This is a genomic window from Stenotrophomonas sp. 85239_Sma (assembly GCF_056481725.1).
Genome location: NZ_CM151163.1, coordinates 165,685 through 190,641, shown reverse-complemented (window position 1 = coordinate 190,641; position 24,957 = coordinate 165,685). Strand labels below are relative to the sequence as shown.

At 66.4% G+C, this 24,957-nt stretch carries 23 protein-coding genes, 1 pseudogene and 1 riboswitch; of the genes and pseudogenes, 16 read left to right on the top strand and 8 right to left on the bottom strand.

Annotated features, from left to right (window positions below; translation table 11 throughout):
* The first annotated feature begins 119 nt into the window (after positions 1 to 119).
* Positions 120 to 596, top strand: coding sequence for an XAC0231 family protein (locus tag ACYKG1_RS00830; protein WP_478471503.1), 477 nt, complete (start codon positions 120 to 122; stop codon positions 594 to 596).
* Between the two features lie 69 nt (positions 597 to 665).
* The gene (locus ACYKG1_RS00825; protein WP_005407625.1) at positions 666 to 1,145 is read left to right on the top strand and encodes a tRNA (cytidine(34)-2'-O)-methyltransferase; all 480 of its coding nucleotides are present in this window, start codon (positions 666 to 668) and stop codon (positions 1,143 to 1,145) included.
* Positions 1,146 to 1,693: 548 nt separating this feature from the next.
* On the opposite strand, the gene ACYKG1_RS00820 is transcribed toward ACYKG1_RS00825, so the two are convergent.
* Complete coding sequence (locus ACYKG1_RS00820; RefSeq protein WP_478471501.1) at positions 1,694 to 2,857, bottom strand: acyl-CoA dehydrogenase family protein; 1,164 nt, start codon at positions 2,855 to 2,857, stop codon at positions 1,694 to 1,696.
* A gap of 257 nt (positions 2,858 to 3,114) precedes the next feature.
* On the opposite strand from ACYKG1_RS00820, the gene ACYKG1_RS00815 reads away from it, so the two are divergent.
* Together ACYKG1_RS00815 and ACYKG1_RS00810 are read left to right on the top strand one after the other, a co-directional pair.
* Entirely contained in the window at positions 3,115 to 4,791 is a 1,677-nt protein-coding gene (locus ACYKG1_RS00815) for an electron transfer flavoprotein-ubiquinone oxidoreductase (RefSeq protein WP_100474994.1), read from the top strand.
* Between the two features lie 65 nt (positions 4,792 to 4,856).
* Entirely contained in the window at positions 4,857 to 5,258 is a 402-nt protein-coding gene (locus ACYKG1_RS00810; RefSeq protein WP_262227439.1) for a c-type cytochrome, read from the top strand.
* Here ACYKG1_RS00810 and ACYKG1_RS00805 read toward each other — a convergent pair.
* Positions 5,252 to 8,851, bottom strand: a complete 3,600-nt coding sequence (locus ACYKG1_RS00805) for an ATP-binding protein (RefSeq protein ID WP_478471499.1) — start codon at positions 8,849 to 8,851, stop codon at positions 5,252 to 5,254. The genes ACYKG1_RS00810 and ACYKG1_RS00805 overlap by 7 nt on opposite strands.
* A 75-nt stretch (positions 8,852 to 8,926) precedes the next feature.
* On the opposite strand from ACYKG1_RS00805, the gene ACYKG1_RS00800 reads away from it, so the two are divergent.
* The 7 genes from ACYKG1_RS00800 (at position 8,927) to pnuC (ending at position 17,696) form a co-directional block, all read left to right on the top strand.
* Positions 8,927 to 9,565 (top strand): response regulator, encoded by a 639-nt coding sequence (locus ACYKG1_RS00800; protein WP_100474997.1) that lies wholly within the window; start codon positions 8,927 to 8,929, stop codon positions 9,563 to 9,565.
* Between the two features lie 375 nt (positions 9,566 to 9,940).
* Complete coding sequence (locus ACYKG1_RS00795; RefSeq protein WP_478471497.1) at positions 9,941 to 10,711, top strand: hypothetical protein; 771 nt, start codon at positions 9,941 to 9,943, stop codon at positions 10,709 to 10,711.
* A gap of 111 nt (positions 10,712 to 10,822) precedes the next feature.
* Positions 10,823 to 12,817, top strand: a complete 1,995-nt coding sequence (locus ACYKG1_RS00790) for an XVIPCD domain-containing protein (RefSeq protein ID WP_478471496.1) — start codon at positions 10,823 to 10,825, stop codon at positions 12,815 to 12,817.
* A 246-nt stretch (positions 12,818 to 13,063) separates the two neighbouring features.
* A complete protein-coding gene (locus tag ACYKG1_RS00785) occupies positions 13,064 to 13,471 on the top strand; it encodes a glycine zipper 2TM domain-containing protein (protein ID WP_100474999.1) in 408 nt (135 codons plus the stop codon).
* 123 nt (positions 13,472 to 13,594) lie between these two features.
* Entirely contained in the window at positions 13,595 to 14,719 is a 1,125-nt protein-coding gene (locus tag ACYKG1_RS00780) for a phosphotransferase enzyme family protein (protein ID WP_478471494.1), read from the top strand.
* A gap of 43 nt (positions 14,720 to 14,762) precedes the next feature.
* Positions 14,763 to 14,858, top strand: a riboswitch (TPP riboswitch).
* Between the two features lie 70 nt (positions 14,859 to 14,928).
* A complete protein-coding gene (locus ACYKG1_RS00775; protein WP_478471493.1) occupies positions 14,929 to 17,118 on the top strand; it encodes a TonB-dependent siderophore receptor in 2,190 nt (729 codons plus the stop codon).
* Between the two features lie 8 nt (positions 17,119 to 17,126).
* Positions 17,127 to 17,696, top strand: a complete 570-nt coding sequence (gene pnuC / locus ACYKG1_RS00770; protein WP_478471491.1) for a nicotinamide riboside transporter PnuC — start codon at positions 17,127 to 17,129, stop codon at positions 17,694 to 17,696.
* A 91-nt stretch (positions 17,697 to 17,787) separates the two neighbouring features.
* Here the strand turns inward: pnuC and ACYKG1_RS00765 are convergent, their stop codons facing one another.
* The 5 genes from ACYKG1_RS00765 to ACYKG1_RS00745 form a co-directional block, all read right to left on the bottom strand.
* Positions 17,788 to 18,207 (bottom strand): hypothetical protein, encoded by a 420-nt coding sequence (locus ACYKG1_RS00765; RefSeq protein WP_478471490.1) that lies wholly within the window; start codon positions 18,205 to 18,207, stop codon positions 17,788 to 17,790.
* A gap of 98 nt (positions 18,208 to 18,305) precedes the next feature.
* Entirely contained in the window at positions 18,306 to 19,148 is an 843-nt protein-coding gene (locus tag ACYKG1_RS00760) for an EcsC family protein (RefSeq protein WP_100475003.1), read from the bottom strand.
* 97 nt (positions 19,149 to 19,245) lie between these two features.
* Positions 19,246 to 20,220, bottom strand: a complete 975-nt coding sequence (locus tag ACYKG1_RS00755; RefSeq protein WP_262084045.1) for a Dyp-type peroxidase — start codon at positions 20,218 to 20,220, stop codon at positions 19,246 to 19,248.
* Positions 20,221 to 20,347: 127 nt separating this feature from the next.
* Entirely contained in the window at positions 20,348 to 20,506 is a 159-nt protein-coding gene (locus ACYKG1_RS00750) for a hypothetical protein (protein WP_478471488.1), read from the bottom strand.
* A 159-nt stretch (positions 20,507 to 20,665) separates the two neighbouring features.
* The gene (locus tag ACYKG1_RS00745; RefSeq protein WP_049465985.1) at positions 20,666 to 21,241 is read right to left on the bottom strand and encodes an OmpO family porin; all 576 of its coding nucleotides are present in this window, start codon (positions 21,239 to 21,241) and stop codon (positions 20,666 to 20,668) included.
* A 160-nt stretch (positions 21,242 to 21,401) separates the two neighbouring features.
* Between ACYKG1_RS00745 and ACYKG1_RS00740 the strand changes: the two genes are divergently transcribed.
* The 3 genes from ACYKG1_RS00740 (at position 21,402) to ACYKG1_RS00730 (ending at position 23,734) form a co-directional block, all read left to right on the top strand.
* Positions 21,402 to 22,406, top strand: coding sequence for a DUF2268 domain-containing putative Zn-dependent protease (locus ACYKG1_RS00740; RefSeq protein ID WP_478471486.1), 1,005 nt, complete (start codon positions 21,402 to 21,404; stop codon positions 22,404 to 22,406).
* Positions 22,407 to 22,617: 211 nt separating this feature from the next.
* Positions 22,618 to 22,890: a hypothetical protein gene (locus ACYKG1_RS00735; protein WP_005420910.1), complete on the top strand. Its 273-nt coding sequence runs from the start codon at positions 22,618 to 22,620 to the stop codon at positions 22,888 to 22,890.
* Between the two features lie 157 nt (positions 22,891 to 23,047).
* On the top strand, positions 23,048 to 23,734 hold the full coding sequence (locus ACYKG1_RS00730; RefSeq protein ID WP_100475005.1) for a L,D-transpeptidase family protein: 687 nt from the start codon (positions 23,048 to 23,050) through the stop codon (positions 23,732 to 23,734).
* A 20-nt stretch (positions 23,735 to 23,754) separates the two neighbouring features.
* Here the strand turns inward: ACYKG1_RS00730 and ACYKG1_RS00725 are convergent.
* Positions 23,755 to 23,984: pseudogene (locus ACYKG1_RS00725) on the bottom strand (arsenical resistance protein ArsH); the annotation flags it as partial.
* 99 nt (positions 23,985 to 24,083) lie between these two features.
* Between ACYKG1_RS00725 and ACYKG1_RS00720 the strand changes: the two are divergent.
* Both ACYKG1_RS00720 and ACYKG1_RS00715 read left to right on the top strand, forming a co-directional pair.
* Entirely contained in the window at positions 24,084 to 24,413 is a 330-nt protein-coding gene (locus tag ACYKG1_RS00720; protein ID WP_478471484.1) for an ArsR/SmtB family transcription factor, read from the top strand.
* A 37-nt stretch (positions 24,414 to 24,450) separates the two neighbouring features.
* Positions 24,451 to 24,954 (top strand): arsenate reductase ArsC, encoded by a 504-nt coding sequence (locus ACYKG1_RS00715; RefSeq protein ID WP_478471483.1) that lies wholly within the window; start codon positions 24,451 to 24,453, stop codon positions 24,952 to 24,954.
* The last annotated feature ends 3 nt before the right edge of the window (positions 24,955 to 24,957 follow it).

Here is a 24,957-nt window from a genome sequence, read left to right as displayed (position 1 = left end):
ACAAAAGCTGACTGAATACTGAACAGATGCAGGAAATCGAAAATTCTCCTTGCATCCCCAGAATTGGTGTACTACCTTACTACCACACCACTGATCACCAACACTAAACAGGCCCCGTCATGAACGCCAAGACCATTGCCATCGCCATCGCCCTGATCGCCGGCACCGCGGTTGTTTCGTCGGTGCAGGCCTCCGAATCCATCAAGACCCTGTCCACCGTGCAGGTTCGCCCGGCCGCCGACCAGCTGGCCCAGCAGGCCTGGGAACAGGCCAGCGGCATCCCCACCCTGGCCACCGTGGAAGTGCGTCCGAGCGCCGACCAGCTGGCCGAGCGCAGCGGCTACGTCGCCACCCCGGTCGCCGACGCGATGCCGATCACCACCCTGGCCTCGGTGGAAGTGCGCCCGAGCCTGGAACAGCGCGTCGCCCTGGCCGCCGAACTGGAAGCCCAGCGCTACGCTGCGACCCTGGCTGCCGCCGCCACCAACGTCGCCAACTCGGTCATCACCAACCTGCCGGCCCTGCAGGTGCGTCCGAGCGCCGCCGACCTGCAGGCCCTGGCCACCGGAACCGCCCAGGTCCTGCTGCGCCCGTAAGCGGTGCCGCCCTGCCCCGTGCAGGGCGTGCGCCGTAAGGGCGGCGGTCGTCGCAGGTACACTGCACCGATGAATGCCGCGCCCCAGTTCCACGTGATCCTGTTCCAACCGGAAATCCCGCCCAACACGGGCAATGTGATCCGGCTCTGCGCCAACACCGGCGCGCAGCTGCACCTGGTCGAGCCGCTCGGCTTCGCACTGGAAGACAAGCAGCTCAAGCGCGCCGGCCTGGACTACCACGAGTATTCGCGCCTGCAGGTGCACCCCGACCTGGACACCGCGCTGGCGCGGATCGCACCGAAGCGGTTGTTCGCCCTGAGTACGCGTGCCAGCGTCCGCTATGACAGCGTGGCGTTCGAAGACGGTGATGCCTTCCTGTTCGGCCCGGAAAGCCGCGGCCTGCCGCAGGACGTGCTCGATGCATTGCCCGATGGCCGCCGCCTGCGCCTGCCGATGCGGCCGGACAACCGCAGCCTCAATCTTTCCAACACCGTTGCCGTGGTGATGTACGAAGCGTGGCGCCAGCACGGCTTTGCCGGCGGGGCGTAAACCGCCTCAGGTGGGGTGTGAACCGCTGCTGGTGGGTATGACCTGCTTCTGGTGGCTGTGAATCGCTCCTGGTGGGTGCGGACCTTGATCCGCACAAATGCCCGGTCGCGCGCTGAAGGAATGTGCCAACCAAGGTTGGCACCCACAAAGGGCAGGTCCAGGCGGCCACCGAGAACCTCTGATGGCTGTGAACCACTCCTGGTGGGTGCGGACCTTGGTCCGCACAAATACCCGGTCGCGCGCTGAAGGAATGTGCCAACCAAGGTTGGCACCCACCAAGGGCAGGTCCAGGCGGCCACCGAGAACCTCTGATGGCTGTGAACCACTCCTGGTGGGTGCGGACCTTGGTCCGCACCGATGCCTGGTCGTGCACTGAAGGAATGTGCCAACCAAGGTTGGCACCCACCAAGGGCAGGTCCAAGCGGCCACCGAGAACCTCTGATGGCTGTGAACCACCCCTGGTGGGTGCGGACCTTGGTCCGCACCGATGCCTGGTCGTGCACTGAAGGAATGTGCCAACCAAGGTTGGCACCCACCAGAACCAGGCTTCAGAACGCGTTGATGCCGGTCAGCTCACGGCCGATCACCAGCTGGTGCACGGTCTCGGTGCCTTCATAGGTGATCACCGACTCCAGGTTCAGCGCATGCCGGATCGCCACGTGTTCGGTGGTGATGCCAGCCCCACCGAGCAGGTCGCGACACTCGCGGGCGATGTCGATCGCCATGCGGCAGTTGTTCCACTTGGCCAGGCTGACCTGCTGCGGTTGCAACTGGCCGGCTTCCTTCAGCCGGCCCAGCTGCAGCGCCAGCAGCTGTGCGGTGGTGATGCGGCGGGCCATCTCCGCCAGCTTGATCTGCGCGCTCTGGGTCGCGGCCAGCGGGCGACCAAACAGCACGCGCTCCTTGGCATAGCCCAGCGCTTCATCCAGGCAGGCAATCGCCGCACCGATCGGGCCCCAGCTGATGCCATAGCGCGCCTGGGTCAGGCAGCCCAGCGGCCCCTTCAGGCCTTTCACATTGGGCAGGCGATGGCTGTCGGGCACGCGCACGTCGTCGAAGTACAGCGCACCGGTCAGCGACGCACGCAGGCTCATCTTGTGCTTGATTTCCTGCGTGGTGAAGCCGGCCATGCCCTTCTCCAGCACGAAGCCCTGGATGCCGTCTTCGGTCTGCGCCCAGACGATGGCCAGGTCGGCCACCGGGCCGCTGGTGATCCACATCTTGCTGCCGCTGATGCGCCAGTCGATGCCGTCGCGCACCGCGCGGGTCTTCATGCTGGCCGGATCGGAACCGCCGTGGGCCTCGGTCAGGCCGAAGCAACCGATCAGTTCACCGCGCGCCATCGCCGGCAGCCACTGCTGGCGCTGTTCCTCGCTGCCATAGGCGTAGATCGGGTACATGCACAGCGAGCTCTGCACCGAGACGAAGCTGCGCAGGCCCGAATCGCCGCGCTCCAGCTCCTGGCAGATCAGGCCGTAGCTGACCGCACCGAGGCCGCCGCCGCCGTATTCGGCCGGCAGGGTCGCGCCGAGCAGGCCCAACGAGGCGATCTCCGGCACCAGCTCCTCAGGAAAACGCGCCTGGTCGAAAGCATCGCCGATGATCGGCAGCACGCGCTCGTTGGTGAAGCGGGCGACGCTTTCCTGCACCGCGCGCTCTTCCTCGTTGAGCAGGGAACGGACATCGAACAGATCGTACGGATGCAAAGCCATGGCACTCACACGCAGTCAGGACCCGACCATTGTCGGTCATCCGGGCAGAGCGTGCCGGCCAGGGTCGGCACCCACCAGAGCGGCGGCGCTACGCTGCATTGCAGCAATCCGGGTGTGAACATCGGCGATCTAGCTCGATCACGCGCGGCCCGGTACCCTGACACATTCAAACAACCGTTTCGCCCGTGGCTGCACGCGCGATTCCCAGGCACCGCCGGTGGCCCCGATGCCGGCCCTACCCACGAGTCATGCAATCGATGAGCGCTGAAGCCAACGCCCTGCCCCCGCGTGAAGTAATGGAGTTCGACGTGGTGATCGTCGGCGCCGGCCCCGCCGGCCTGGCCACCGCGATCCGCCTGCGCCAGCGCGCGATCGAAGCCGGCCGCGAACTTTCGGTGTGCGTGCTGGAAAAAGGCTCAGAGCCGGGCGCACACGTGCTGTCCGGCGCGGTGATGGACCCGCGCGCGCTGACCGAACTGTTCCCGGACTGGGCCGAGCGCGGCGCACCGCTGAAGCAGAAAGTCACCCGCGACGAATTCCTGTTCCTCAGCGAAACCGGCGCGCGCAGCACGCCCCATGCGCTGCTGCCGGAGTGCTTCCACAACGAAGGCAACTACATCATCAGCCTGGGGGAAGTGACCCGCTGGCTGGCGCAGCAGGCCGAGGCGCTGGAAGTGGCGATCTTCCCCGGCTTCGCCGCCGCCGAAGTGCTGTACGGCGACAACGGTGAAGTGATCGGCGTGGCCACCGGCGACATGGGCATCGAGAAGGACGGCAGCATCGGCCCGGCCTTCGAGCGCGGCATGGCGCTGCACGCGAAATACACGATCTTCGCCGAAGGCGCGCGCGGCCACCTCGGCCGCCAGCTGATCGCCCGCTACAAGCTCGACGAAGGCAAGGACCCGCAGGCCTACGGCATCGGCATCAAGGAACTGTGGCAGATCGACCCGGCCAGGCATGAGCCGGGCCTGGTGGTGCATGCGGCCGGCTGGCCGCTGGACAGCGACACCTACGGCGGTGCGTTCCTGTACCACGCCGACGGTGGCAAGGTCGCCATCGGCTACGTGGTCGGCCTCGACTACAGGAACCCATGGCTGAGCCCGTTCGAAGAGTTCCAGCGCTTCAAGACCCATCCGTCGATCCGCAAGCACTTGGAAGGCGGCACCCGCATCGGCTACGGCGCGCGTGCGATCACCGCCGGTGGCCTGCTGTCGCTGCCGAAGACGGTGTTCCCCGGCGGCGCGCTGGTCGGCTGCGAGGCCGGCTATCTCAACGCCAGCCGCATCAAGGGCAGCCACGCCGCGATCAAGACCGGCATGCTGTGCGCCGATGCCGCATTCGACGCGCTGGCCGCCGACCGCCAGCACGACGAACTGAGCGCCTACCCGAAGGCGTTCGAAGCCAGCTGGCTGTTCACCGAGCTGCAGCAGGCCAAGAACTTCAAGCAGTGGTTCAAGAAGGGCCAGACCGTGGCCACGCTGATGACCGGCGTGGAGCAGTGGCTGCTGCCGAAGCTGGGCGTGCGCAACCCACCGTGGACCCTGCACCGCACGCAGCCGGACCATGCCTGCCTGGAACCGGCGGCCAAGCACACCCGCATCGCCTACCCGAAGCCGGATGGCGTGCTGACCTTCGACCGCCTCAGCTCGGTGTTCCTGAGCAGCACCAACCACGACGAGAACCAGCCCAGCCACCTGACGCTGAAGGACCCCAGCATTCCGGTGAAGGTGAACCTGGCCGAGTACGCGGGCCCGGAAGCACGCTACTGCCCGGCCGGCGTATACGAGTTCGTTGGCGAAGCCGACAACGCGCGCCTGCAGATCAACGCGCAGAACTGCGTGCACTGCAAGACCTGCGACATCAAGGATCCGACCCAGAACATCGTATGGGTGACCCCGCAGGGCGGCGGTGGCCCGAACTACTCGGGTATGTGATCGCCCGGGGCTGCGACCGCCGGTCGCAGCCCGGCCGCTGCACCGCACCGCTATCCTGCCCGCCCATGCGTGCCTCCCGCCTGCTCATCACCATTGCCGTGGCCCTGCTTGCCACGGCCTGCCAGCGCCCGCCTGCGGTCCCGGCCACGCCCGAACAGGCGCACCAGCAGGCCATGCAGCGTGCGTTCGAAGTGTGTGCCGGCTGCCACACCGTGCAGCCCGGTGGCATCCACCGCTTCGGACCGAACCTGCACGGCGTGATCGGCCGCCGCGCCGGCAGCCTGCCCGACTACGGCTATTCCGAGGGCATGCGCCGGGCAGACATCACCTGGACCGCGCAGACGCTGGATACCTTCCTGCAGTCACCGACGCACCTGGTGCCGGGCACGCGCATGTACAACGCCTTCCCCAGCGCAGAACGCCGCGCGCTGGTGATCGCCTACCTGCAGCAGCAGTCGGCTCAGTGAGCCAACCGCTGCAGCTGATGCTGCAGCTGTGCCACGAATGCCGTTACGGCGGCGAACAACGGCGCCGGGTCGGTCTCCGCCGCATCCTGAAGGCGCTCGACCAGGGCATTGGCCTGCCCGGCCAATGCCGTCGCCCCGACCGCCCCCAGGCCGCCCGCCTGGCGATGCAGGTGCAGCGCCGCCGCCTCGCGGTCGCCGGCCTGCACGGCGCGCTGCACGGCCGCCAGATCGCTCTCGCTGGCCTGCAACAGGCTGTCGCGCAGCTGCTCGGCCACCGCGCGGGATCCGTAGCGCTGCTGCAGGGCGGCCAGGTCAGGCAATGCTTCACCGTCATCGGCGGCAACCTCCGGCGCCGGCACGTCGAATGACTGGCCCTGGGCCTGCGGCAGCCAGCGCAGCAGCGCGGCACGCAGTGTGGCCAGTGACAGCGGCTTGGCCAGTATTTCATCCATGCCGGCCTCGCGGCAGCGGCGCGCATCGTCGTCCAGCACGCTGGCGGTCAGCGCCAGCACCGTCAGCCGCGGCTGGCCGGTGCGGCCCTCGCGTTCGCGCAGCAGGCGGGTGAAGCCAAATCCATCGAGTACCGGCATGCGGCAGTCGGTGATCACCAGGTCGAAGCTCTCCGACGACAAGCGGTCCAGCGCCTGCTGGCCATCGCCCAGCAGGACATGGGGCACGCCCAGCTGCTGCAGCCGCCACGCCATCATCGCCTGGTTGGTCGGGTGATCCTCGATCACCAGCACCCGCGCCTGGCGCAGCGCGGCGGGCAGCAGCGCGGTCTGCTCCTGCTCGTCCAGCAGCGCCGCTGCGTCCTCACTGCCGGCCTCCACCAGCGATACCCGCACTTCGGCGCGGGTTCCTTCGCCCAGCGTGCTGTGCAGGGCCAGTTCGCCCTGCATCATCTGCACCAGCCGCTGGCAGATGCTCAGGCCCAGGCCGGTGCCTCCGTGGTCACGCTGGATGTAGGCCCCGGCCTGCATGAAGGGCGCGAACAGGTGCTGCAGTTGTTCCGGCGCGATGCCGATGCCGGTGTCGGTGACACTCAGGCACAGCGGTTGCACGCCGTCTTCGCTGGTCGGCCCCAGCACCTCCAGCTGCAGGCGCACCTCGCCCTGTGCGGTGAACTTGATGGCGTTGCTGAGCAGGTTGAACACGATCTGGCGCAGCCGAACGCCATCCACTTCGTGGGCAGGCGCCAGCAGTGGGTCGATCTGCACATGCAGCGCCAGGCCACGCGCGCTGGCCTGGGCAGACAGCAGGCGGCACACGCTTTCCAGCAGGGGCCGCAGTGGTTGCGGCACCGGTTCCAGGCGCAACGCCCCTGCTTCCAGCCGCGAGTAGTCGAGGATGTCGTCGAGGATCTGCCGCAGCATCTGTGCCGAATCCTCGATCACGCCGAGGATGCGCTGCTGTTCGCTGTCCAACGGTGAGTGCGCCAGCACCTCCAGCATGCCCAGCACGCCACTCATCGGCGTGCGGATCTCGTGGCTCATCGTGGCCAGGAAACGCGATTTGGCCTCGGCGGCCTGCTCGGCATCCGCCTTCGCCGCCGTCAGGGCGTCGGCCTGCATCCGGGCCTCGCTCACATCCACCCAGTAACCGCTCCAGATCACTGCGCCCTCTTCGGCGGCGTAGGGATGGGCCTGGCTGCGCACCCAGCGCGTGCCTTCCCCATCGCTGCGCAGGCGGAACTCCAGGATCAACGGCGCGAACTGGCGCGCGGCCTGCTCGATGGCGTGCAGGATGTGTGCGCGATCCTCTTCCTCGATGCGTTCGAGCAACAGCCTCGCATCCTGTTCGGCCTGCTGCCGGGTGATACCGAACAACGCAGGCAGATCGCCGGCGATGAACGGGAAGCTGAGCGTGCCATCGGCGTCGCGGCGCGCCTGGTACACCACTGCGGGCAGGTTGTCGGTCACCTCGGCCAGACGCTGCTCCAGCTGGCGGCGTCCTGCCACCTCACGGCGCAGCCGCCAATGGCCGACGCCATGCACGAGCAGCGCGGTCAGCAATACCAGCAGCACCGGCACGCCCCACCGCAGCAGATTGCTCCAGTCGACGCCGCTGCGGTGTTCCACCGCCAGCCAGGCGCTGCGCAGCGCTTCGCGCTTGCGTGGAGTCATCTGCAGCAGCAGGCGATCGAAGGTGGTGGCCAATGCTGCGTGCCGGCGATCCACCGCCAATGCCAGCTGGTCATTGAAGCCGGCCGGCGCCGCCACCTGCAGCCGCGCCGGGAAACGGCTGCGCAGCAGGCGATCGACCAGCGCAAGATTGCCGACATAGGCATCGGCTTCGCCATCGAGCAGGCGTTGCAACGCCTGCTCGGCGCTGCGCGCGGCGATGATCCGGGCCTGCGGTGCCTGCTGCAGCACGTAGCGGCGCAGGCGCTCCGGGTCGGAGAGCAGCACGCGCTTCCCCTGCAGATCGGCCAGTCCCAGCAGCGCCGCACCATCATTTCTGGTGACGATCACGTTCGGCACGCTGATGAAGGGCTGGCTGAACACCCAATCCGGGTCCAGGTAGCGTGAATCGGCGGGCATGCCCATCACTGCCTGCAGTTCGCCGCGGCGGGCCTTCTCACGCACCTCGTACCAGTCGTGACTGTTCTCGATCTGCAGGTTGGCGCCAGCCTGCATCAAGCGCTGCAGGTACTCGCTGGCCAGTCCACTGGGCCGGCCATCCTCACCGATGAACGACAGCGGCGCGGCATTCGGCGCAAAGCCGATCTTCAACGGCTGCTCCAGCACTCGCTTCTCGGCCTGGCTCAACGCCAGCTGCGCCGATGCCGACCAATGCGGAGGGGGCAGCCAGCGTTGTGCCAGCGCATCGCGCTGGGCCTGGCTGGTGGCAGCCAGCGCCAGGTCCAGCGCTTCAGCCAGGGGTTGTTTGCCGTTGGGGATGCCGAAATGCAGCCGTTCGGGTGGAAGATCGCTCGGGCGCAGCAGCGCCACGCCCAGCACGCGCCGGCTGGCGATCAGTTCAGTGGCGACGAAGGCATTGCCGATGTAGACATCGGCCTTGTCGTCTCTGACCATCTGCAACGCCGTCAACGTGTCGTTTGCGACAAGCTGGCGGGCACGCGGGAAACGGGCACGCACCTGAGGACCGGTCAGGAAATCCTGCTCGATCACCACGCGCAGGCCATCCAGGTCGGGGATCTCGGACGCGCGAAGATCGGCCGGTCGTCCCACCAGCGCCAGCGGCGCTTCGGCATACGCAGCGGTATAGACCATGCAGCGGGTGCGGTCGGCACTGAGACCGACATTCATGACCACGTCAATCTCGCCACGACATGTCGCATCCAGCACGGAAGTCCAGTCCGGATAGCGTCGCATCTCGACCTTCACGCCGAGCTGGCGAGCAAGATGCGACAGGTAATCCGGTCCCAGCCCAACCTGCTGGCCGTCACGAAGAGACTCGAAGGGGGGCCAGCCGCTGTCATACTGCCCGACAACGATGGTCGGATGCGCCACCAGGTATTCGCGCTGCAACGGGCTGAGCGGCAGCAGGCCAGGGGCCGGCTGTGCCTGGGCCACGGGCAGGGCCAGCACCGCCAGCAGCAGGAGCAGCCCGCGAACAGCCCACCTACGCATCTGCGTCAATCTCCTAGAATCCTGCCAGGGACCGCGATGGTCGCGGCCCGGCGTGCCCGATGGCCATACTAGAGCATGAGCTTGCGCATCATCATCGCAGACGATCATCCCGTGGTCCGTATCGGTACCCGCGCCGTCATCGAGTCGAGCGGCGTGGGCCGCGTGGTCGGCGAGGCCGACAGTGCGCAGGCGCTGATGGCCCTGCTCGGCAGCCAGCCCTGCGACCTGCTGGTGACCGACTACTCCATGCCGGGCAGTCCACAGGCCGACGGCTTCGCCATGATCGGCATGATCCGCCGCCGCCATCCCGACCTGCCAGTGCTGATGCTCAGCGTCTCCAACAACCTGGCAATCCTGCGCATGGTGCTCGACAGCGGGGTACTCGGCCTGGTCGACAAGAGTTCGTCGATGGACGAACTGCCGCAGGCCATCCAGTCGGTCTACCGCGGCCAGCCCTACATCAGCCGCAGCCTGCGCGAGCGGGTGGACGCGGCCGGCAGCTGGCGCATGCGCGAGGGCGACGGCAAGCCGTTGTCACCACGCGAAGTGGAGGTGCTGCGACTGCTCGGCACCGGCATGACGGTGAAGGAGATCTCGCTGCAACTGCACAAGAGCGTCAGCACCATCAGCCGGCAGAAGGGCGACGCCATGCTCAAACTGGGGCTGAAGGGTGACGCCGAATTGTTCGACTATCTGCGTGACGGCAAGATCTGAGACGCACCGCACATAACCTCCCCGCCCGTCGCGCCCCTCTTTGACGGCCTGCGGATCTGTGCCAAGATGGGCGGGCATGAGTTCTCAATGCGAGGTCGAAGGAATCGACCGGCTCATGTCCTCGCTCCCGTCCCTGATGGATGGGGTGCGGCTTCCTGCCGGCCGTCTGGCCCGGCAACGCTGACCATGGAGAGGCGCATGCAGTCCCCCCCCAAGCTACGTTGGACCCTGCCGTTGCGGCCCCTGCGCGCATTCGCGGCGTGCCTGCTCGTCTCTCTTTCCGCTGCCGCCTGCAGCGCCGCCGATCCGGCCCCCTCGTCCTCCCAGCCTGCGCCTGCGCAGGCTGCCAAAGCGCCCCGACAGGATGTTGCCCCGATGCAGAACCGCTCTCCCGATGCCGCCGTCACCCCGCCCGACGCACCGACCGTGATGTATTTCATCTACCAGGTGGATGGCGATGGTGCGACGTCCTATGAGGTCCAGAACGGCAGCGTGGCGACCTTCTGGTTCGGCCACGCCTTCACCCTGGACGGCACTACCTACTACACCGGTTTTTCCTGGGATACCCGCGAGCACTACGGCAAGCCGGGCGAACAGCAGCCGGCCGGCCCCGACGACCGCGCCAATCTGGCCGAAGCCACCTTCGTGCTGGCCGGCAGCGACGCCAGGAAGCCGTGGAAGTTCCGTGGCCAGGAGTGGACCATCGGTGCGCTCGGTGCCTACGACAAGGCCGATGACGTTGATACCCGGCGCAAGCCGATCGAACACCGCACCGCCGACGGCCGCCTGCTGCTGGCAGTGCCGACCAGCAGCTTCGACCGCGGCGTCAGCAGCAGCGGCTACGCCCTGCTGCTGTTCAACCCCAAGCGCAGCGAGGACGACCTCGACAGCAAGGTCTGGCGTTACGTCGGCTCGGTGCGCACCGGGGAAGACAACAGCGCGGCCTGCGACGATGGCAACGTGATGCCGTGCACCGACAGCGATGGCGAACTGGCCTTCGTGGCCGGCAGCAATGGCCTGCCGCAGCTGACCGTGACTTTCAAGGGCACCACCATCGAAGGCCCCGGCAAGACCCGCACGCTGGGTGCCGGCGACACCGTGCACTACACCTTCGACAGCGCGGCCCAGCAGTACGTCGCACCCTGATTGCACCCGCCACACGCGGGTTCCCTGTTGACCGACATGTTCTTGACTCACGGATGAGTCCGGTTGGCGATTCGCGGCATCGGCCGCTCCATCAACCCCGAGGAAAACGTCATGGCACAGCATGACTACAGCAAAAAGGAAGTCCTGGACATCGTCGAGCAGGTCGCCAGGCAGAAGGGCATCCCCGTGGATGACTTCATGCGTTTCGCGCACATCGAGACCGGTGGCACCTTCAACGAGCGCGCCCACAACACCTCGACCGGAGCCAAGGGCCTGTTCCAGTTCGTGCCCGGCTCGGCCCGCCAGTACCACCTGACCGGCCACGAGTTCGACCCGACCCGCAACACCGAAGCCGCCGCGCAGATGTACCAGGACAACCTGGGCTCGATGGCGCGCCGCAATGAGCGCACCGGCCACCCGTACCTGTCCGGCGGCGACACGCCGACCGGCCTGGACCTGTACCTGGCCCACCAGCAGGGTAGCGCCGGCTATGGCTCGGTGCAGACCGCGATCGCCACCGGCACCTTCGGCGTGGTCCGCAACGGCCATGGCGAAGAGATCAACATGCGCCGCAACGTGCTCAACCAGATCGGCTCCGATGCCAAGGCACTGACCGGCCATACCCTGGCCGAAATGCGTGGCATGAACGACGGCGACCTGGCGCGGACCTTCTCCAGCTACTACATCCACAAGTACGCAGCGATCAGCATCCCGGAAAAGCACATCGCACCGCAGACCGTGGCACCGGGCCAGACCCACACCCAGACTCCGGCTGCGCCGGCGCAGACTGCAGCCGTGGGCGCCGCTGCAGCCACGCTGGCGGCGACCGCAACGGCTGCCGCCGCGCCGAAGCCGGGCATCGAACTGCAGGCCGCCTACGACGCCGGCGTGAAGTACGACGACGTCAAGTACGCCATCAACATCCCGGGCCATGCGCTGTACGTGCCGGGCAAGACCGGCAAGAACGTGGACCAGGGCTACATCGATTGCTCCGGCTGGGTCGGCACGCTGCAGAACCGGACCATGGACGAGATCAACCAGAAGGCCGGGCACGCGGTATTCAGCAAGGCTGATCGCATCGACCTGGGCAACCTCGGTTCCGGTGGCATTGTGCGCAAGGCGTTCGACCAGTCCGGCGTGCTGCTGGACCGCGACGCCGTCCTCAAGCCCGATGCGCTGAAGGAAGGCATGGTCATCGGCCTGGATACGGCCAGGACCCGCCATGAGCACTGGAACGGCATCGACCACATCGTGATGGTGGTGCGCGACCCGAACACCGACAAACTGCTGATCAGCCAGTCCACCGGCAGCAAGGGCGTGCACACCATGCCGGTGGAGGACTACCTGAAGCAGGTGAAGGACCACCCGAACTGGAAGCTGTTCGCGTCGGACCCGTTGTCCAAGGCCCGCGACCTGCTGGAGAGCCGCACCCAATCGCACGAGCAGACCCAGGGCAAGCCTGCGGCCGAGCACAAGGGCACTGGCACACCGCACGCCGAACTGTACAAGCCGGGTGCACACAGCGAGGGCGTGCGCAAGGTGCAGGAGCAGCTGGGCCACCTCGGCTATGCCGGTGCCGACGGCAAGCCGTTGGTCGAGGACGGCCGCTTCGGCCGCAATACCGAAGCGGCGGTGCGCCAGCTGCAGAAGGACAACGGGCTGGTCGCCGACGGCATCGTCGGTGCGAAGACGCTGGACGCGATCAGGGAAGCCCGCGAGCGCCCGCTGCTGAACGACGAGCGGCACCCGCGCAATCCGATGTACCTGCAGGCCAGCGAAGGCCTGGAACGGATGCCGGCGGGTACCTTCAAGGACCGCCACGCGCTGGAAAGTGCCGCAGCGGCGCTGACCAGGGAGGCGCATGCCGCCGGCCTGCAGCGCATCGACGCGGTGGTGCCCAGTCCGAACGGTGAGCGCCTGTTCGCCGTGCAGGGCACGATCGGAGACCCGGCGGCCAGCCGCGTTGCGGTGGAAACCCGCACCGCCAGCGAACAGAGCATGGCGCTCAGCAGCGGCGCGGTGCACGGCGCGCCGAACGTGCTGCACCAGCAGCAGGACGCGCAGCAGGAACAGACCCGCCAGGCGCAGAAGGCCATGGGCGTCTAGGCCCGCAACGCCTTGCAGACCGGGAGGGGCCGCGCCATGCGCGGCCCTTTCCCTTTCTGCCCGCTGAGCGGCCAGGGCCGCTTTCAGCCTTGCTTCATGCCGCCTGCCGCTAGATGAATGCGCAAGCCGCACGGTGGACCAGGCAATGTTCCGGCAATGTTGGAACGCCAGCGTGGACACCACGGCAGCCGGGGCGCCCCGCGCCCTCCCTGCCCAGCGTGGCATGCACCTCACAGGAGAACGAACATGCTCAGTACTTCCGCACTCAGCTTCCGTGGTCTGGCGATGGCTCTGGCACTGGTGGCCGGTGTGGCCGTGGCCAGCGATGCCAGCGCGATGTCGAGGAAGGACAAGCGCACCCTGGTCGGCGCCGTGGTCGGTGGCGTGGCCGGCAACCTGCTCTCCAACGGTGATCCCGCTGCCACCGTCGGCGGTGCCGTGGCCGGCGGCGCGATCGGCAACCTGACTACCTCCGACCGCCGCGACCGTCGTTACTACGACAATCGCCGTTACGACAACCGCTACGATCGCCGTTACGACCGTGGCTATTATCGCAGCGGCTACTACGACCGCGGTGACGACCGTCGCTGGCAGCGCGAGCGTTACTACGACAACCGCTACTACCACGACCGCGGCCGCCATCGCGGCTGGTAAGCAGCGCGGCATCCCCATGCCGATGCACGGACGGGCGGGTCGATGACCCGCCCGTTTGCGTTGGCCGCGTGCATGGCGTTGAATGCGCAGCCTTGGATGTGACTTTCCCCACTGGGTTGCGGCATGACGTCTTCCTCCCACCGCGTGCAGGGCCTCAACAACGATGAGGTCGCCGCCGACTGGCCGCCGATCAGCACGGCGGACATTGCGTGGCTGCGCCGGCGTTACCCTCAGCTGGACGAGCGCAGCCAGCCCCGCTGGCACAGCCCGCGGCCGCTGTCGGCCGCCGCCATCGTCAACGGCGTGGACGGCGCGGTGTTCATCAAGCGCCACCACCACAGCGTGCGCAGCGCGGCGTGCCTGGAAGAAGAACACCATTTCATCGCCGATCTGGCCGCCGCCGGCGTACCGGTGGTGCAGGTGCTGGCGGCCACCGATGGCCACACTGCGGTCGAACACGGCGAATGGACCTTCGAGCTGCATGCGGTTGGCGTGGGCGACGACCTGTACCGCGACGCGGTGTCGTGGTCGCTGTTGACCGATGTCGCGCAGGCCCGCGAGGCTGGCCGCATGCTGGCCCAGCTGCACCGCGCCGCGGCCAGTTACCACGCGCCACAGCGCAGCACCCATCTGCTGGTAGCGCGCGACGATCTGATCCGCGCCGACGATCCGATCGCGGCCATCAAGGCGGGGCTGCACGAGCGCCCCGGGCTGGCCCGCTATCTCGCGCGCATTCCGTGGGAATCGCAGCTGCAGCGTGACGTGCTGCCGTGGCATGCCGGACTGGCCGAGCGCCTGCGCGACGAGCCACGGCTGTGGGCGCACAACGACTGGCATGTTTCCAACCTGCTGTGGCGCGATGGGCAGATCAGCACCGTGCTGGATTTCGGCTTGGCCTCGCCCACCAGCGCGCTGTTCGACCTCGCCACCGCGATCGAGCGCAACGCGGTGGCGTGGCTGGAACTGGAGCGCGGCATGGAGGCGGTGCGCATCGATATCGCGCTGGCCCTGCTCGACGGCTACCGCGAGGTACAGCCGCTCTCGGCGGCACGCGTACACCTGCTGGCCGACCTGCTGCCGATGGTCCATTTCGACTTCTCACTGTCCGAAGTGGAGTACTTCGAAGGCATCACCGGCTCGACCGCGAACGCGAACGTGGCCTGGCAGCCCTTCATGCTGGGGCACCCGGCGTGGTTCCACAGCGCGCCGGGACAGGCGCTGCTGCAGGCCCTGCACGCGGCAGCCTGAAGGGCACCGGCTCGCAAATCCGTACCATTTGTAGTGAAATGGTCACCTGAAGCGGGGGTGCCTGGATCTGCCAGGCTGAGAGAGTCCCTTGGAACCTGATCCGGTTTGCACCGGCGTAGGGAGCTTTGAGCCGCAGCCACGCCCCCGTCATGGGCCGGTGCACCTGCGCGCCGTCGCTTCGTCTCCCTTGTTGTCCGAAGACGAACCGAATGAACCGCTGCCTGCGCCCCACCCTGCTCTCCCTCGCCCTCTGCGCCGCACTGCCGCTGCACGCCAGCGAGGCCGAGGTGTCCCCCGATGCGGCTGCCACCGGCGCCGAGCGCTCGCCCACCGAACTGGCGGCGGTACGCGTGCAGGCCGGCAAACCGAAGGCCGATACCGCGCGCGTGAACGCCTTCGGTGGTGGTTCCTGGAAGGACACGCCGGCGTCGGTGAACGTGCTTGAGCGCGATTACCTTGATCGCCGCCAGGTGCGTTCGCTGTCCGAGTTGGCCAGCAACGATGCCTCGCTGGGCGATGCGTATGCGCCGGTGGGTTACTACCAGAACATCGCCATCCGTGGCTTCGCCCTGGACGCCGCCACCGGCTACCGCTTCAACGGCCTGTCCATCGCCGGCGAACAGCGCCTGGCGCTGGAGAACGTGCAGTCGGTGGAGATCCTCAAGGGTGAAGCCGGCCTGGCCGCAGGCGTGATGGCGCCCGGCGGCATCATCAACTACATCGGCAAGCGCCCGGCCGAGGTGCGCACGGCGACCCTCGGCACCGATTCGGAAGGCTCGCGCTACGTCGCCGTCGATGTCGGCCACTGGATCACGCCGCGCCTCGGCCTGCGCCTGAACGCCGCCTGGGATTCCAGCAATTCCTATGTCGAGCACGCCGATGGCCGCCGCAATTTCTACTCGCTGGCGGCCGACTGGCTGATCGGCGAGCGCGGCAAGCTGGAAGTGGATGCCAACTACCAGACCAGCTCGCAGCGCTCGGTGTCCGGCTACCAGCTGCTGGGCGCGCGCGACCTGCCGCGCGGCGTCGACCGCGAGCATCTGCTCGGCTACCAGCCATGGCAGCGCCCGGTGGACATCGCCAGCACCAACATCACCGCGCTGCACACCTACGATTTCAACGATGCCTGGCAGTCGCGTGTCTCGGTCGGCCACAGCCGCTCGGTGATCGATGACAATGTCGCCTTCGCCTACGGTTGCTACTACGCCACGCAATGCGCCGATGGCAGCCTGCCGGGCAACTACTTCGCCCCCAATGGCGATTACGACGTCTACGACTACCGCAGCCCGGACGACACGCGCCGCAACCAGCAGGCCCGCGCCGAGCTGCGCGGCCGCTTCGAGACCGGAAACGTCGGCCACCAGCTGACCGTCGGTGCCGACTACTTCCGCCGCACCGTGGACAAGCGCCCGAGCGTCAACGAGTACGTCGGCACCAGCAACATCCACGACGCGCAGGTGCCGGTGTTCGAGCCGTCGCCGAAGATGCCCGGCCCCTCCGCACGACGCCTGGACAGCCGCCAGACCGCGTTCTTCGCGCTGGACCGGATGAGCTTCGGTGATGACTGGCAGTGGCTGGCCGGTGGGCGTTTCGTACGCCTGGACGAGCGTGCCTACGACAAGCGTGGAAACCCTCAGCGGCACAGCCGCCTGTCGCGCTTCCTGCCGCAGGCCGCGGTGGTGTGGAAGGCCACCGACCAGCTCAATGCCTATGCCAGCTACGTGCGCGGCATCTCGCTGGGCCAGGAAGCGCCATTCTGGACCAGCAACGCAGACACCTTCCTGCCGTCGGTGCAGTCGCGGCAGCTGGAAGTGGGCGTGAAGTACGTGCCGGTCGAAGCACTGACGCTGGGCGCGGCGGTGTTCCGCATTTCGCAGCCGTACCAGTACGCCAAGCCCGACAACAGCGACGTGGGGTACACCTTCGTCGAGGAAGGCACGCAGACCCACACCGGCCTGGAGCTGACCGCCAACGGCCAGCTGACCGATGCGCTGCAGATCGTGGCCAGCGCCAGCGTGCTGCAGGCGCGCGCGCGCGATGCCGGCACACCGGCCTATGAAGGCCATCAGCTGGTGAACGTGCCGAAGGTGCGCGCCAGCGTGCACGTGGCTTATGCGCTGCCGTTCGTGCAGGGCCTGGATGTAACCGGTGGCTGGCGCTATGCCGGTGCCAACGTTGCCCGCGCCGACGGTGGCGTGCGCGCACCGGACTACTCGGTGTTCGACGCTGGCCTGCGTTTCCAGCATCGCCTGCACGAGCGCGCGGTGACCTGGAACCTGTCGGTGGACAACGTGTTCAATCGTTTCTACTGGCGCGATACCGGCAGCAGCGGCGGTGACTACTACCTGTTCCCCGGCGCACCGCGACAGGCCCGCCTGTCGGTGACGTTCGCGCTGTGAGCGGCGTGATGCTCGAGTGGACCGCCGCGCTGTGCAGCATCCTCGGCGTCTGGCTGATGGCCCGGCGACGGTTGGTGGCGTGGCCAGTGGGCCTGCTGTCGGTGACGCTGTACGGGCTGGTCTTCGCCGAGGCCAAGCTGTATTCGGATACGCTGCTGCAGGTCGCCTTCGGTGGTTTCCTGGTGTATGGCTGGCTCAACTGGCGGCAGCACGCCGCCGATGAGGGCAGCGTCCGCATCGTGCCGTTGGCACGCGGCAAGCTGCTGCGCGACCTGGCCATCGGCCTGTGCGGTGGCGTGGCGCTGGGTGCGGCCATGCATACCTTCACCGATGCCGCATTGCCCTGGCTGGACGCCATGCTGACCGCGCTGAGCCTGGTCGGCCAGTGGTGGCAGGCACGCCGCCACGTGGCCTGCTGGTGGGTGTGGATCGCGGTGGACGTGGTCTACGTGGGTGCGTACCTGTTCAAGTCGCTGCACGTGACCGCCGCGCTGTACGTATTCTTCCTCGGCCTGGCCGTGTTCGGCCTGCGCGCATGGAGCGCGGCCGCACGCGAGCCGCAGGTGGCAACGCAGTAGAGCCACGCCTTGCGTGGCTGGGACCACCGGTAGCCGCCAACCTTGTTTGGCGCGCGCCTGACGACCAAGCTCATCCACGCATGGCGTGGATCTACTTCGGCTCCAGTACCAGGCCCAGCCGCAACGGTTGGCGCATGTCGGGCGGCGGAGCCGCCTGCAACGGCGCGGCCTGCAGCATCGCGCGCAGGTCGGCGTCGACCTGGGCGTCACCCAGGCTGTCGAATTCGAGTTTCGAAATGCGGCCATCCGCCGTGATCCACACGCTCACCGGCAGCGGCGTCGGTGCGTCGGGGTGTGCCTGCAGCCATTCCAGTACACGCTGCGCGTGCGGGTCCTGCTCCTGCTGCAGGCGCTGCTGCAGCTGGCCGCCCACGGCGGCGGCATAGGCCATCCAGTGCGCAGGGGCTTCCTGCGCGGACACTGCGGCACTCCCCAGTGCCAATGCGCCGAACAACGCGGCCAGCGGCCGCCACCAGCGGCGTACGCCGGTCCTGTTTGCTGCCATGACCATCGCCAGCCTCCTGCGCTCCCATCCAGCGCGCCATGGTCGGCGCACTGGATGACAGGGAGATGGCACCCTGCTGCATTGCTTCGGCCCGCCCAGATGAATCAGCCTCCGACGACTGCCAGTTCGGCGTCCTCAAGCGCGCGCCCGTTCTCAAGGAGCCAGCGCTCCTGGAAGGCGTGCCTGGCCGACCAGCCAATCTCCTTCAGATACCAGGCATTGACCGATCCACCCACCACCGCACCAATGGCAGGGATGGCTTGCAGTGCCTTGCGCTTGGTCATGTTGATCCCCAGCTGCTTTGCAAGGGTTTTGACCGCGATAACGCCGGCTTCTTTGCTGAATCGGTCTGTTGCAGCCTTCTCCGCAAGCTTTTTCCATGTCGTTTTGGCGATGCTGACCTGGACCATGCGAAGCGTAGTCAATGCGGCCGTTTTCTCCGCCATTTCATTTGCACTGGACGCAGAGAGAATTGCGAGCATGAAGTCCTTGTCTTCTTTCGACTTTGCCTCGAACCCGTAGCAGGCACCAATCTTGTGGATCGTACGAAGTGCCAGCACAAGCACCATGGGAATGTCCGCCGCGATGCCGAAGATTCCTGCAGCGCCGGTAGCAGCACCCTCCGCGCCGGCCATGCCAATCGCCCAGTTGTGGACTTCGTCGGCCAGTTCATCCGACCGCTGAAGGCCCAGCGTCTTCAGTTCATTCAAGCTGGAGACGCCGGCATCACGGGTGAGGTCGCCGGTGTCGGTAAGCCATTCAGCCGCTGAAGAAGACAGGTCGAGGATGCCCCGCATGGCGGCTTCAGGAACCACTTTTCCGATCAACCATGAAACCGGTGCAAGTGCTTTTCCGGCGGTCTGGGAAATGACCGAAGGCTCTTCATTCTTCCATTCGACGATTGCTTTCCATTGCTGCTGTTCGTAAGGGGTCAGTTCCACTTGCATTCTCCGTCGGTCCTTGTGCGACCCCAGCCATGTGGCGGGGCGCCTCGGTATCGGCCAGCGGAGAACCTTCTTGAGCCTGCATTCCTCTTGATGAGGTTCACTCGCCCAGGTCGGCCAGCACCTTGCGCGAGGGCGCGAAGAAGGTCACGCCGGTGGTGGCGGTGGAGAAATCGAGGATGCGGTCGTGCAGCGGTGCAGGATTGCCGATGAACATGCGCTCGAGCATCTTCTCGATCACCCACAGGCGGCGCGTGTAGCCGATGAAGTAGGTGCCGTACTCGCCGCGGCCCGGGTTGGCGAACGGCATGTTGTCACGCAGGATCTCGTGCTCGCCGTCGGCGTCCTCAATGGTGCACAGGGTCTTGTGCGATTTCTGCGCATCGGCCGGCGCATCGTCCAGCTCGATGTTGTCGTGCTTGGTGCGGCCGATGATCGCTTCCTGCGCCTCGGTCTTCTGTGCGCGCCAGGCATCGAGGTTGTGCAGGTACTTCTGCACCACCACGTAGCTGCCACCGGCATGCGCCGGGTCTTCATCGCCGACGATGGTGGCTTCCGGCAACGACAGCCCCTCCGGGTTGGCGGTGCCATCGACGAAGTCGAGCAGGTCGCGGCCATCGAAGTAGCGGAATCCGGCCACGTCATCGACGGTTTCCACCGCATCACCGAACGCCATCAGCAGGTTGCGCTCGAACGCCACGATCAAGTCCATGGTGCGTGCGCGGATGTGGTACAGCAGGTCTCCGGGCGTGGACACGGCGGTGTGGGCCGCGCCCTTGATCTCGCGGAACGGCTTCAGTTCGCGTGGCGGCGTGCTGCCCACCAGCGGCTGCCACACGCGGTGGCCGATGGCCACGTTGCAGGTGAACGTGCGCTCGATCTCGCGGATGGCGGTGTTCTTGATCAGATCATCGGTGCTGGCCAGCACCTCGCGCGCCTTGGCGATCGACGCCTCATCGTCCTTCACCTTCAGCACCAGGAACGCCGCCGAATGGGTGAGCGGCGCAGTGATCTGCTGCGGCTCGTTGTCGAGCGTGTGGTTGAGGGCGGTGATCGGTGCGGGCTGGGAATTCACGGCAGTTCCTGCTGGCTTCAGACGGATGCACCGCTGGTGGCGATGCGCCGGCGATCATAGCGGAACCGCCTGGCCGGCGGCGGAGCGGTTCTCGTTCCGCAGCCAGTACCGGAGCACTACTCCTGCGTCAACTGGAACTGCTGCGGGCGACGCAGGCATGCAGGATCGGCGGCACGCCCTGAAAACCAAGCGCACCCAGCGCCGGCTGCGCGCTGGTGTCCACAAGCACCACCTGCACGGTATTGCCATCGGCCTGCTGCACGTATGCGCGAAGGGGGGTCTGCATGCGGAATCCGCTATCCGGTGGGCTGAAGGTATGTCCGCGCATTACCGATGCCTCAGGGTCCCGGAAAAAGTGAAGCCCGGCGCAGGGCCGGGCTTCGGTTGGCGTGTGGGAGAGAGAGAGTCACACGCCAGCACAACACGCACTAACGACAGGCGTTTGTTACCAGGTGAAGCGCGGGCCCACGAACCACTCGCGGTCGCCGGCCTTGGCCAGCTTCACTTCGCCGCTCAGGCCCCAGTTCTGGTTGAACTTGGCGGTGGCACCGACGCGGCCGTAGAACTCGCCGTCCGGGTTGATGCCGTGCTTCTTGGTGTAGTCCTCGTAGCCGGCCATCACGTAGCCTTCCACGTACGGGTTGAACGCGGTGCGCACGCCGACTTCAGTCGAGTAGCCGTTGAAGTCCAGGCCGTGCTTCATGTCGAACTTCTGATACGCGACGCGCGCCACCAGGTCGGTGTTCGGCGCGATGCCGTAGTTGTAACCGGCGCCGATGCGCCACTGGTCGACGTCGTTCTTGAACGTGTCGGTTTCCTGCGCGCTGTAGTCGCCGAAGATGTGGAAGTTCGGGTGCACCGCCACGGAACCCTTCACCTTCCAGCCATCGGCGTCGCCGCCCTTGGCATCGGTGTTCACGTAGCCGCCTTCAACGTAGTTGTATGACAGGCCATCGGTTGCCGATGCAGCGAACGGCAGAGCAGCCAGAAGACCCAGGGCGAGCAGCGAATTCTTGTTCATCGGGACACACCTTTAATTATTTTGGTTTCGTCGGCCGCCTCCCGGAAGGGGAGGGAGAGGAGGCGGTCGACAGGTGTGAATTATCCGTTAGGGGGTCTAATCAACCCTGAATATTGAACTGACTGGTGTATAAATAAGGCTTCCATTCAGGGAACTCCACATGCTGCACGCGTCCGTAGCGTCACTGCTGTTTCCGCCCCATGCGCGCCGCACAGTGCGGGGGCTGCTGCTCGTCGTCCTGCCGATGATGCTGCTGCCAGCCAACGCAGCCGAGCGCACCCAGCCTTCCGCGCGCATCGTGGTACAGACAGACGACGTCACACGTTTCTTCAGCGTGCTCGATGCCAGTGGAGGAAAACCGAGTGCCGAAGATCTGCAGCACGGCTATCTGGACACCGGCACGGATGCATTGCGCAGTTTCACCGATAGCCGCATCGGCTCGATGGAACGTTTGGCCAGGACCATCCAGGACAAGCCGGCGTTGTTCGCCAAGGCGCGCACCTGCGCGACGGCGCTGCCGGAGATCCGCGCGCGGGTTGCCAACGCACTTGATCGGTTGGGCACGCTGCTCCCCTCCGCACGATTTCCTCCGGTCACCGTACTGGTCGGGCGGGGCAACAGTGGCGGCGTCACCACCGAGGATGGTGTGGTGATCGGATTGGAAGCACTATGCAACGCTGACTGGATGCAGGCCGATGTGAGCGATCGATTCGTCCACCTGATCGCCCATGAGTACGTGCACGTGCAACAGCCCGGTGCGAGCGTCGATGTGGCGCAGCCCACCCTGCTCTATCAGACGTTGCTTGAAGGCGGCGCCGAGTACGTGGGCGAACTGATTTCAGGGCAGCCGGCCAACACGCATCTGCATCGTTGGACACAGGGCCGAGAATGTGCCCTGGAGCGTGCGTTCGTGCAGGACAGTGCAGGCACCGATCATTCGCAGTGGCTGTACAACGGCCCCGGTGATGAAGCGCGACGCGGAGATCTCGGTTACTGGATCGGGTACCGCATCGCCCGCGACTATGTTTCGCGCGCGCCAGACCGGACCAAAGCCATCGCCACGCTGCTGGATGTACGCCCCGACACCGCCGCGACCGTGCTTGAGGCGAGCGGATGGCAGCCTGCCTGCATTGGTGGAAAAGGTGCGGACAGGCATCTGCTGTGAGACCGGCTTCATACAGATGAATTGGCGAAGTTGAACAGGCGCAAGGCCCGCCGCCGACGTAGATCAGCTCGCCTGATCCCGCTTGTTAATGTTGGGTCAGAAGCGGGCTTCACAGTGCTTCCACGTACTCAAATTCCAGCTGAAAGCGCTTGGTAGCGCCGGGAACAAACGCCGCTATATTCCAGCTTCCCCAGACGAAGGAGGGAGTGCAATGAACCTGAACCCGCAACACATGAAGACGGCCCGCGCACTTGCTGTAGCGCTCATCGCCACCGTAAGCCTCGGGGCTTGCGCCACCTACAAGGACGAGTTCGCAACCATCAACTCGCGTCTCGACCAGCTCGACGTCAAGGTGCAGGGCGCTGCGCAGAGTGCGGAGTCCGCCAACCAGTCCGCACAGCAGGCCAACCAGCGTCTGGACCAGATCGAAGGCCGCGTGCAGCAGCTTGAAAGGGCACCCGTCGGCCGCAAGCCGCGCGGATAATCGCTCCCGCACTGTTTGAATTGATCCACCTCTGTATCGGGACCCAGTGGCCTTCGCCGGCCACTGGCATCCTTCCACCCAAGATTGCATTGCAAGGAGCCACCCCATTCGTACTTCCTCCTCCCCTGCACGCCGCGCCCTCCATGCCGCACTGGCCATGGCACTGGTCGTTGCGTGCAGCGGCGTAGCCAACGCCAGGGACAAGGACGCACCTGCACCACCGGTGGCCGCCGTTGATGAACTTCCGCCCGACCAGAGCGTGTCCGAAACAGTGATCGAGCTGGCTGGCTGGGTAGTCGCCAGCAAGGACAACCAAGGCTATCCGTTCGCGATCATGGACAAGGCGGCCGCCCAGGTTCTGGTCTTCAGCGGCGACGGCAAGCTGCGCGGTGCAGCACCGGCGCTGTTCGGTTCGGCCATCGGCGATCACTCCGCACCGGGCGTCGCCAAGCTTGCGCTGAGCGCGATTCCCGGCCACGACCGCACTACGCCTGCGGGCCGCTTCATTGGTGCTTACGGCCCTTCCGAGGATGCCGGGCGCGTGCTGTGGGTGGACTACGATTCGGCCGTGTCGATGCATCCGCTGCCGCCGGGCAGCCCGAAGGAAAAGCGTGCCGAACGGTTGGCAACGCCGACCCCGGACGACAACCGCGTCACCCACGGCTGCATCAACGTCTCGCCGGCGTTCTACGAGCAGATCGTGCATGCCACGTTCGAGAAGGGCGGCGTGTTCTATATCCTGCCGGACAAGGATTCGATGGCAAAGACGTTCCCCGAGTTCGCGCAGAGCCGGGGCGATGCAAAGGACGAAGAAGAGAAGGGCGCGCGGCGCGCGAGCAAGTAGAGCGCGTTTGCCTAAGGAACTCAGCGAGCGGCGGCGCCTGCTGCCCTGACCAATGCGGCCGCGATCTCGTCGCCTTTCCGCTCGCTGTAGCGATCCACCAGATAGTCCAATCGGCCCCGCGTCAGCAGCGTGAACTTCACCAGCTCCTCCATCACGTCCAGCACGCGGTCGTAGTACGGCGAGGGCTTCATTCGTCCGTCGTCATCGAATTCCTGCCAGGCCTTGGCCACACCGACGACTGGTTGGGGATAGGCGCGCTGCTGATGATCGGGCTGAGGCAATGACGATTCCACCGGGTTTGGCAGGCCAGGGCTTGTGACTGGCTTATTCTTTCGACTATTCTAGAAATATGGAAACGTCGAATGCAATCACCGCCCTGACCGCCCTCGGCCATGTCACCCGCTTGGCTGCCTTCCGCCTGCTGGTGGAGGCCGGCCCGGCAGGGCGCATGGCTGGCGACATCGCCACGGCCCTGCAGGTGCCCCCAGCCACGCTCAGCTTCCACCTGAAGGAGCTGGTGCAGGCCGGGCTGGTGGAGAGCGAAAGCCAGGGCCGCAATGTCTGCTATCGCGCCAACTTCAATTCCATGAACGGCTTGATCGAGTACCTGACGCGCAACTGCTGCGCGGGCTCGCCGACCGAGCAATGCGTGTCCACTGCGCCTGCATGCAAGTGCTGAACCCGCACAGATCTCCTTCCCTCAAGGCAGTTGCTCCATGACCCGCAATGTCCTGTTCCTCTGCACCGGCAACAGCGCCCGCAGCGTGCTTGCTGAAGCCACCCTGCGTGCCTGGGGCGGCGATCGCTTCAGGGCATTCAGTGCAGGCAGCCAGCCCACCGGCCAGGTCAATCCATTTGCGCTCGTCCAGTTGCAGGCCGAAGAAATGTCTGTTGAAGAGCTGCGCAGCAAGTCGTGGGATGAGTTCGTGGATGCAGCCCCGATGGATCTGGTAATCACCGTGTGTGATGCAGCCGCTGCCGAAGCCTGCCCTGTGGTGTTCGGTGACTTCATCCGCAGTCACTGGGGCCTGCCCGATCCGGCCGCCGTAGCGGGCAGCGGTGCCGACAAGGCCGCAGCCTTCGCGCTGGCCCATGCCATCGTGAAAACGCGCCTGCGTGCGCTGCTCGCACTGCCCGAACCGGTGTGGTCCGAACGCGAAACGCTGCAGCACGCGCTGGACCGGATCGGCCAGCTGCTGCCGACCGACGGCGCGCAGTGACGG

Bases quoted from the DNA above. Each gene is read 5' to 3' on its own strand.
- ACYKG1_RS00830 (WP_478471503.1), top strand. From the start codon at position 120: ATGAACGCCAAGACCATTGCCATCGCCATCGCCCTGATCGCCGGCACC.
- ACYKG1_RS00825 (WP_005407625.1), top strand. From the start codon at position 666: ATGAATGCCGCGCCCCAGTTCCACGTGATCCTGTTCCAACCGGAAATC.
- ACYKG1_RS00820 (WP_478471501.1), bottom strand. From the start codon at position 2,857: ATGGCTTTGCATCCGTACGATCTGTTCGATGTCCGTTCCCTGCTCAAC.
- ACYKG1_RS00815 (WP_100474994.1), top strand. From the start codon at position 3,115: ATGAGCGCTGAAGCCAACGCCCTGCCCCCGCGTGAAGTAATGGAGTTC.
- ACYKG1_RS00810 (WP_262227439.1), top strand. From the start codon at position 4,857: ATGCGTGCCTCCCGCCTGCTCATCACCATTGCCGTGGCCCTGCTTGCC.
- ACYKG1_RS00805 (WP_478471499.1), bottom strand. From the start codon at position 8,851: ATGCGTAGGTGGGCTGTTCGCGGGCTGCTCCTGCTGCTGGCGGTGCTG.
- ACYKG1_RS00800 (WP_100474997.1), top strand. From the start codon at position 8,927: ATGAGCTTGCGCATCATCATCGCAGACGATCATCCCGTGGTCCGTATC.
- ACYKG1_RS00795 (WP_478471497.1), top strand. From the start codon at position 9,941: ATGCAGAACCGCTCTCCCGATGCCGCCGTCACCCCGCCCGACGCACCG.
- ACYKG1_RS00790 (WP_478471496.1), top strand. From the start codon at position 10,823: ATGGCACAGCATGACTACAGCAAAAAGGAAGTCCTGGACATCGTCGAG.
- ACYKG1_RS00785 (WP_100474999.1), top strand. From the start codon at position 13,064: ATGCTCAGTACTTCCGCACTCAGCTTCCGTGGTCTGGCGATGGCTCTG.
- ACYKG1_RS00780 (WP_478471494.1), top strand. From the start codon at position 13,595: ATGACGTCTTCCTCCCACCGCGTGCAGGGCCTCAACAACGATGAGGTC.
- ACYKG1_RS00775 (WP_478471493.1), top strand. From the start codon at position 14,929: ATGAACCGCTGCCTGCGCCCCACCCTGCTCTCCCTCGCCCTCTGCGCC.
- pnuC (WP_478471491.1), top strand. From the start codon at position 17,127: ATGCTCGAGTGGACCGCCGCGCTGTGCAGCATCCTCGGCGTCTGGCTG.
- ACYKG1_RS00765 (WP_478471490.1), bottom strand. From the start codon at position 18,207: ATGGTCATGGCAGCAAACAGGACCGGCGTACGCCGCTGGTGGCGGCCG.
- ACYKG1_RS00760 (WP_100475003.1), bottom strand. From the start codon at position 19,148: ATGCAAGTGGAACTGACCCCTTACGAACAGCAGCAATGGAAAGCAATC.
- ACYKG1_RS00750 (WP_478471488.1), bottom strand. From the start codon at position 20,506: ATGCAGACCCCCCTTCGCGCATACGTGCAGCAGGCCGATGGCAATACC.
- ACYKG1_RS00745 (WP_049465985.1), bottom strand. From the start codon at position 21,241: ATGAACAAGAATTCGCTGCTCGCCCTGGGTCTTCTGGCTGCTCTGCCG.
- ACYKG1_RS00740 (WP_478471486.1), top strand. From the start codon at position 21,402: ATGCTGCACGCGTCCGTAGCGTCACTGCTGTTTCCGCCCCATGCGCGC.
- ACYKG1_RS00735 (WP_005420910.1), top strand. From the start codon at position 22,618: ATGAACCTGAACCCGCAACACATGAAGACGGCCCGCGCACTTGCTGTA.
- ACYKG1_RS00730 (WP_100475005.1), top strand. From the start codon at position 23,048: ATGGCACTGGTCGTTGCGTGCAGCGGCGTAGCCAACGCCAGGGACAAG.
- ACYKG1_RS00720 (WP_478471484.1), top strand. From the start codon at position 24,084: ATGGAAACGTCGAATGCAATCACCGCCCTGACCGCCCTCGGCCATGTC.
- ACYKG1_RS00715 (WP_478471483.1), top strand. From the start codon at position 24,451: ATGACCCGCAATGTCCTGTTCCTCTGCACCGGCAACAGCGCCCGCAGC.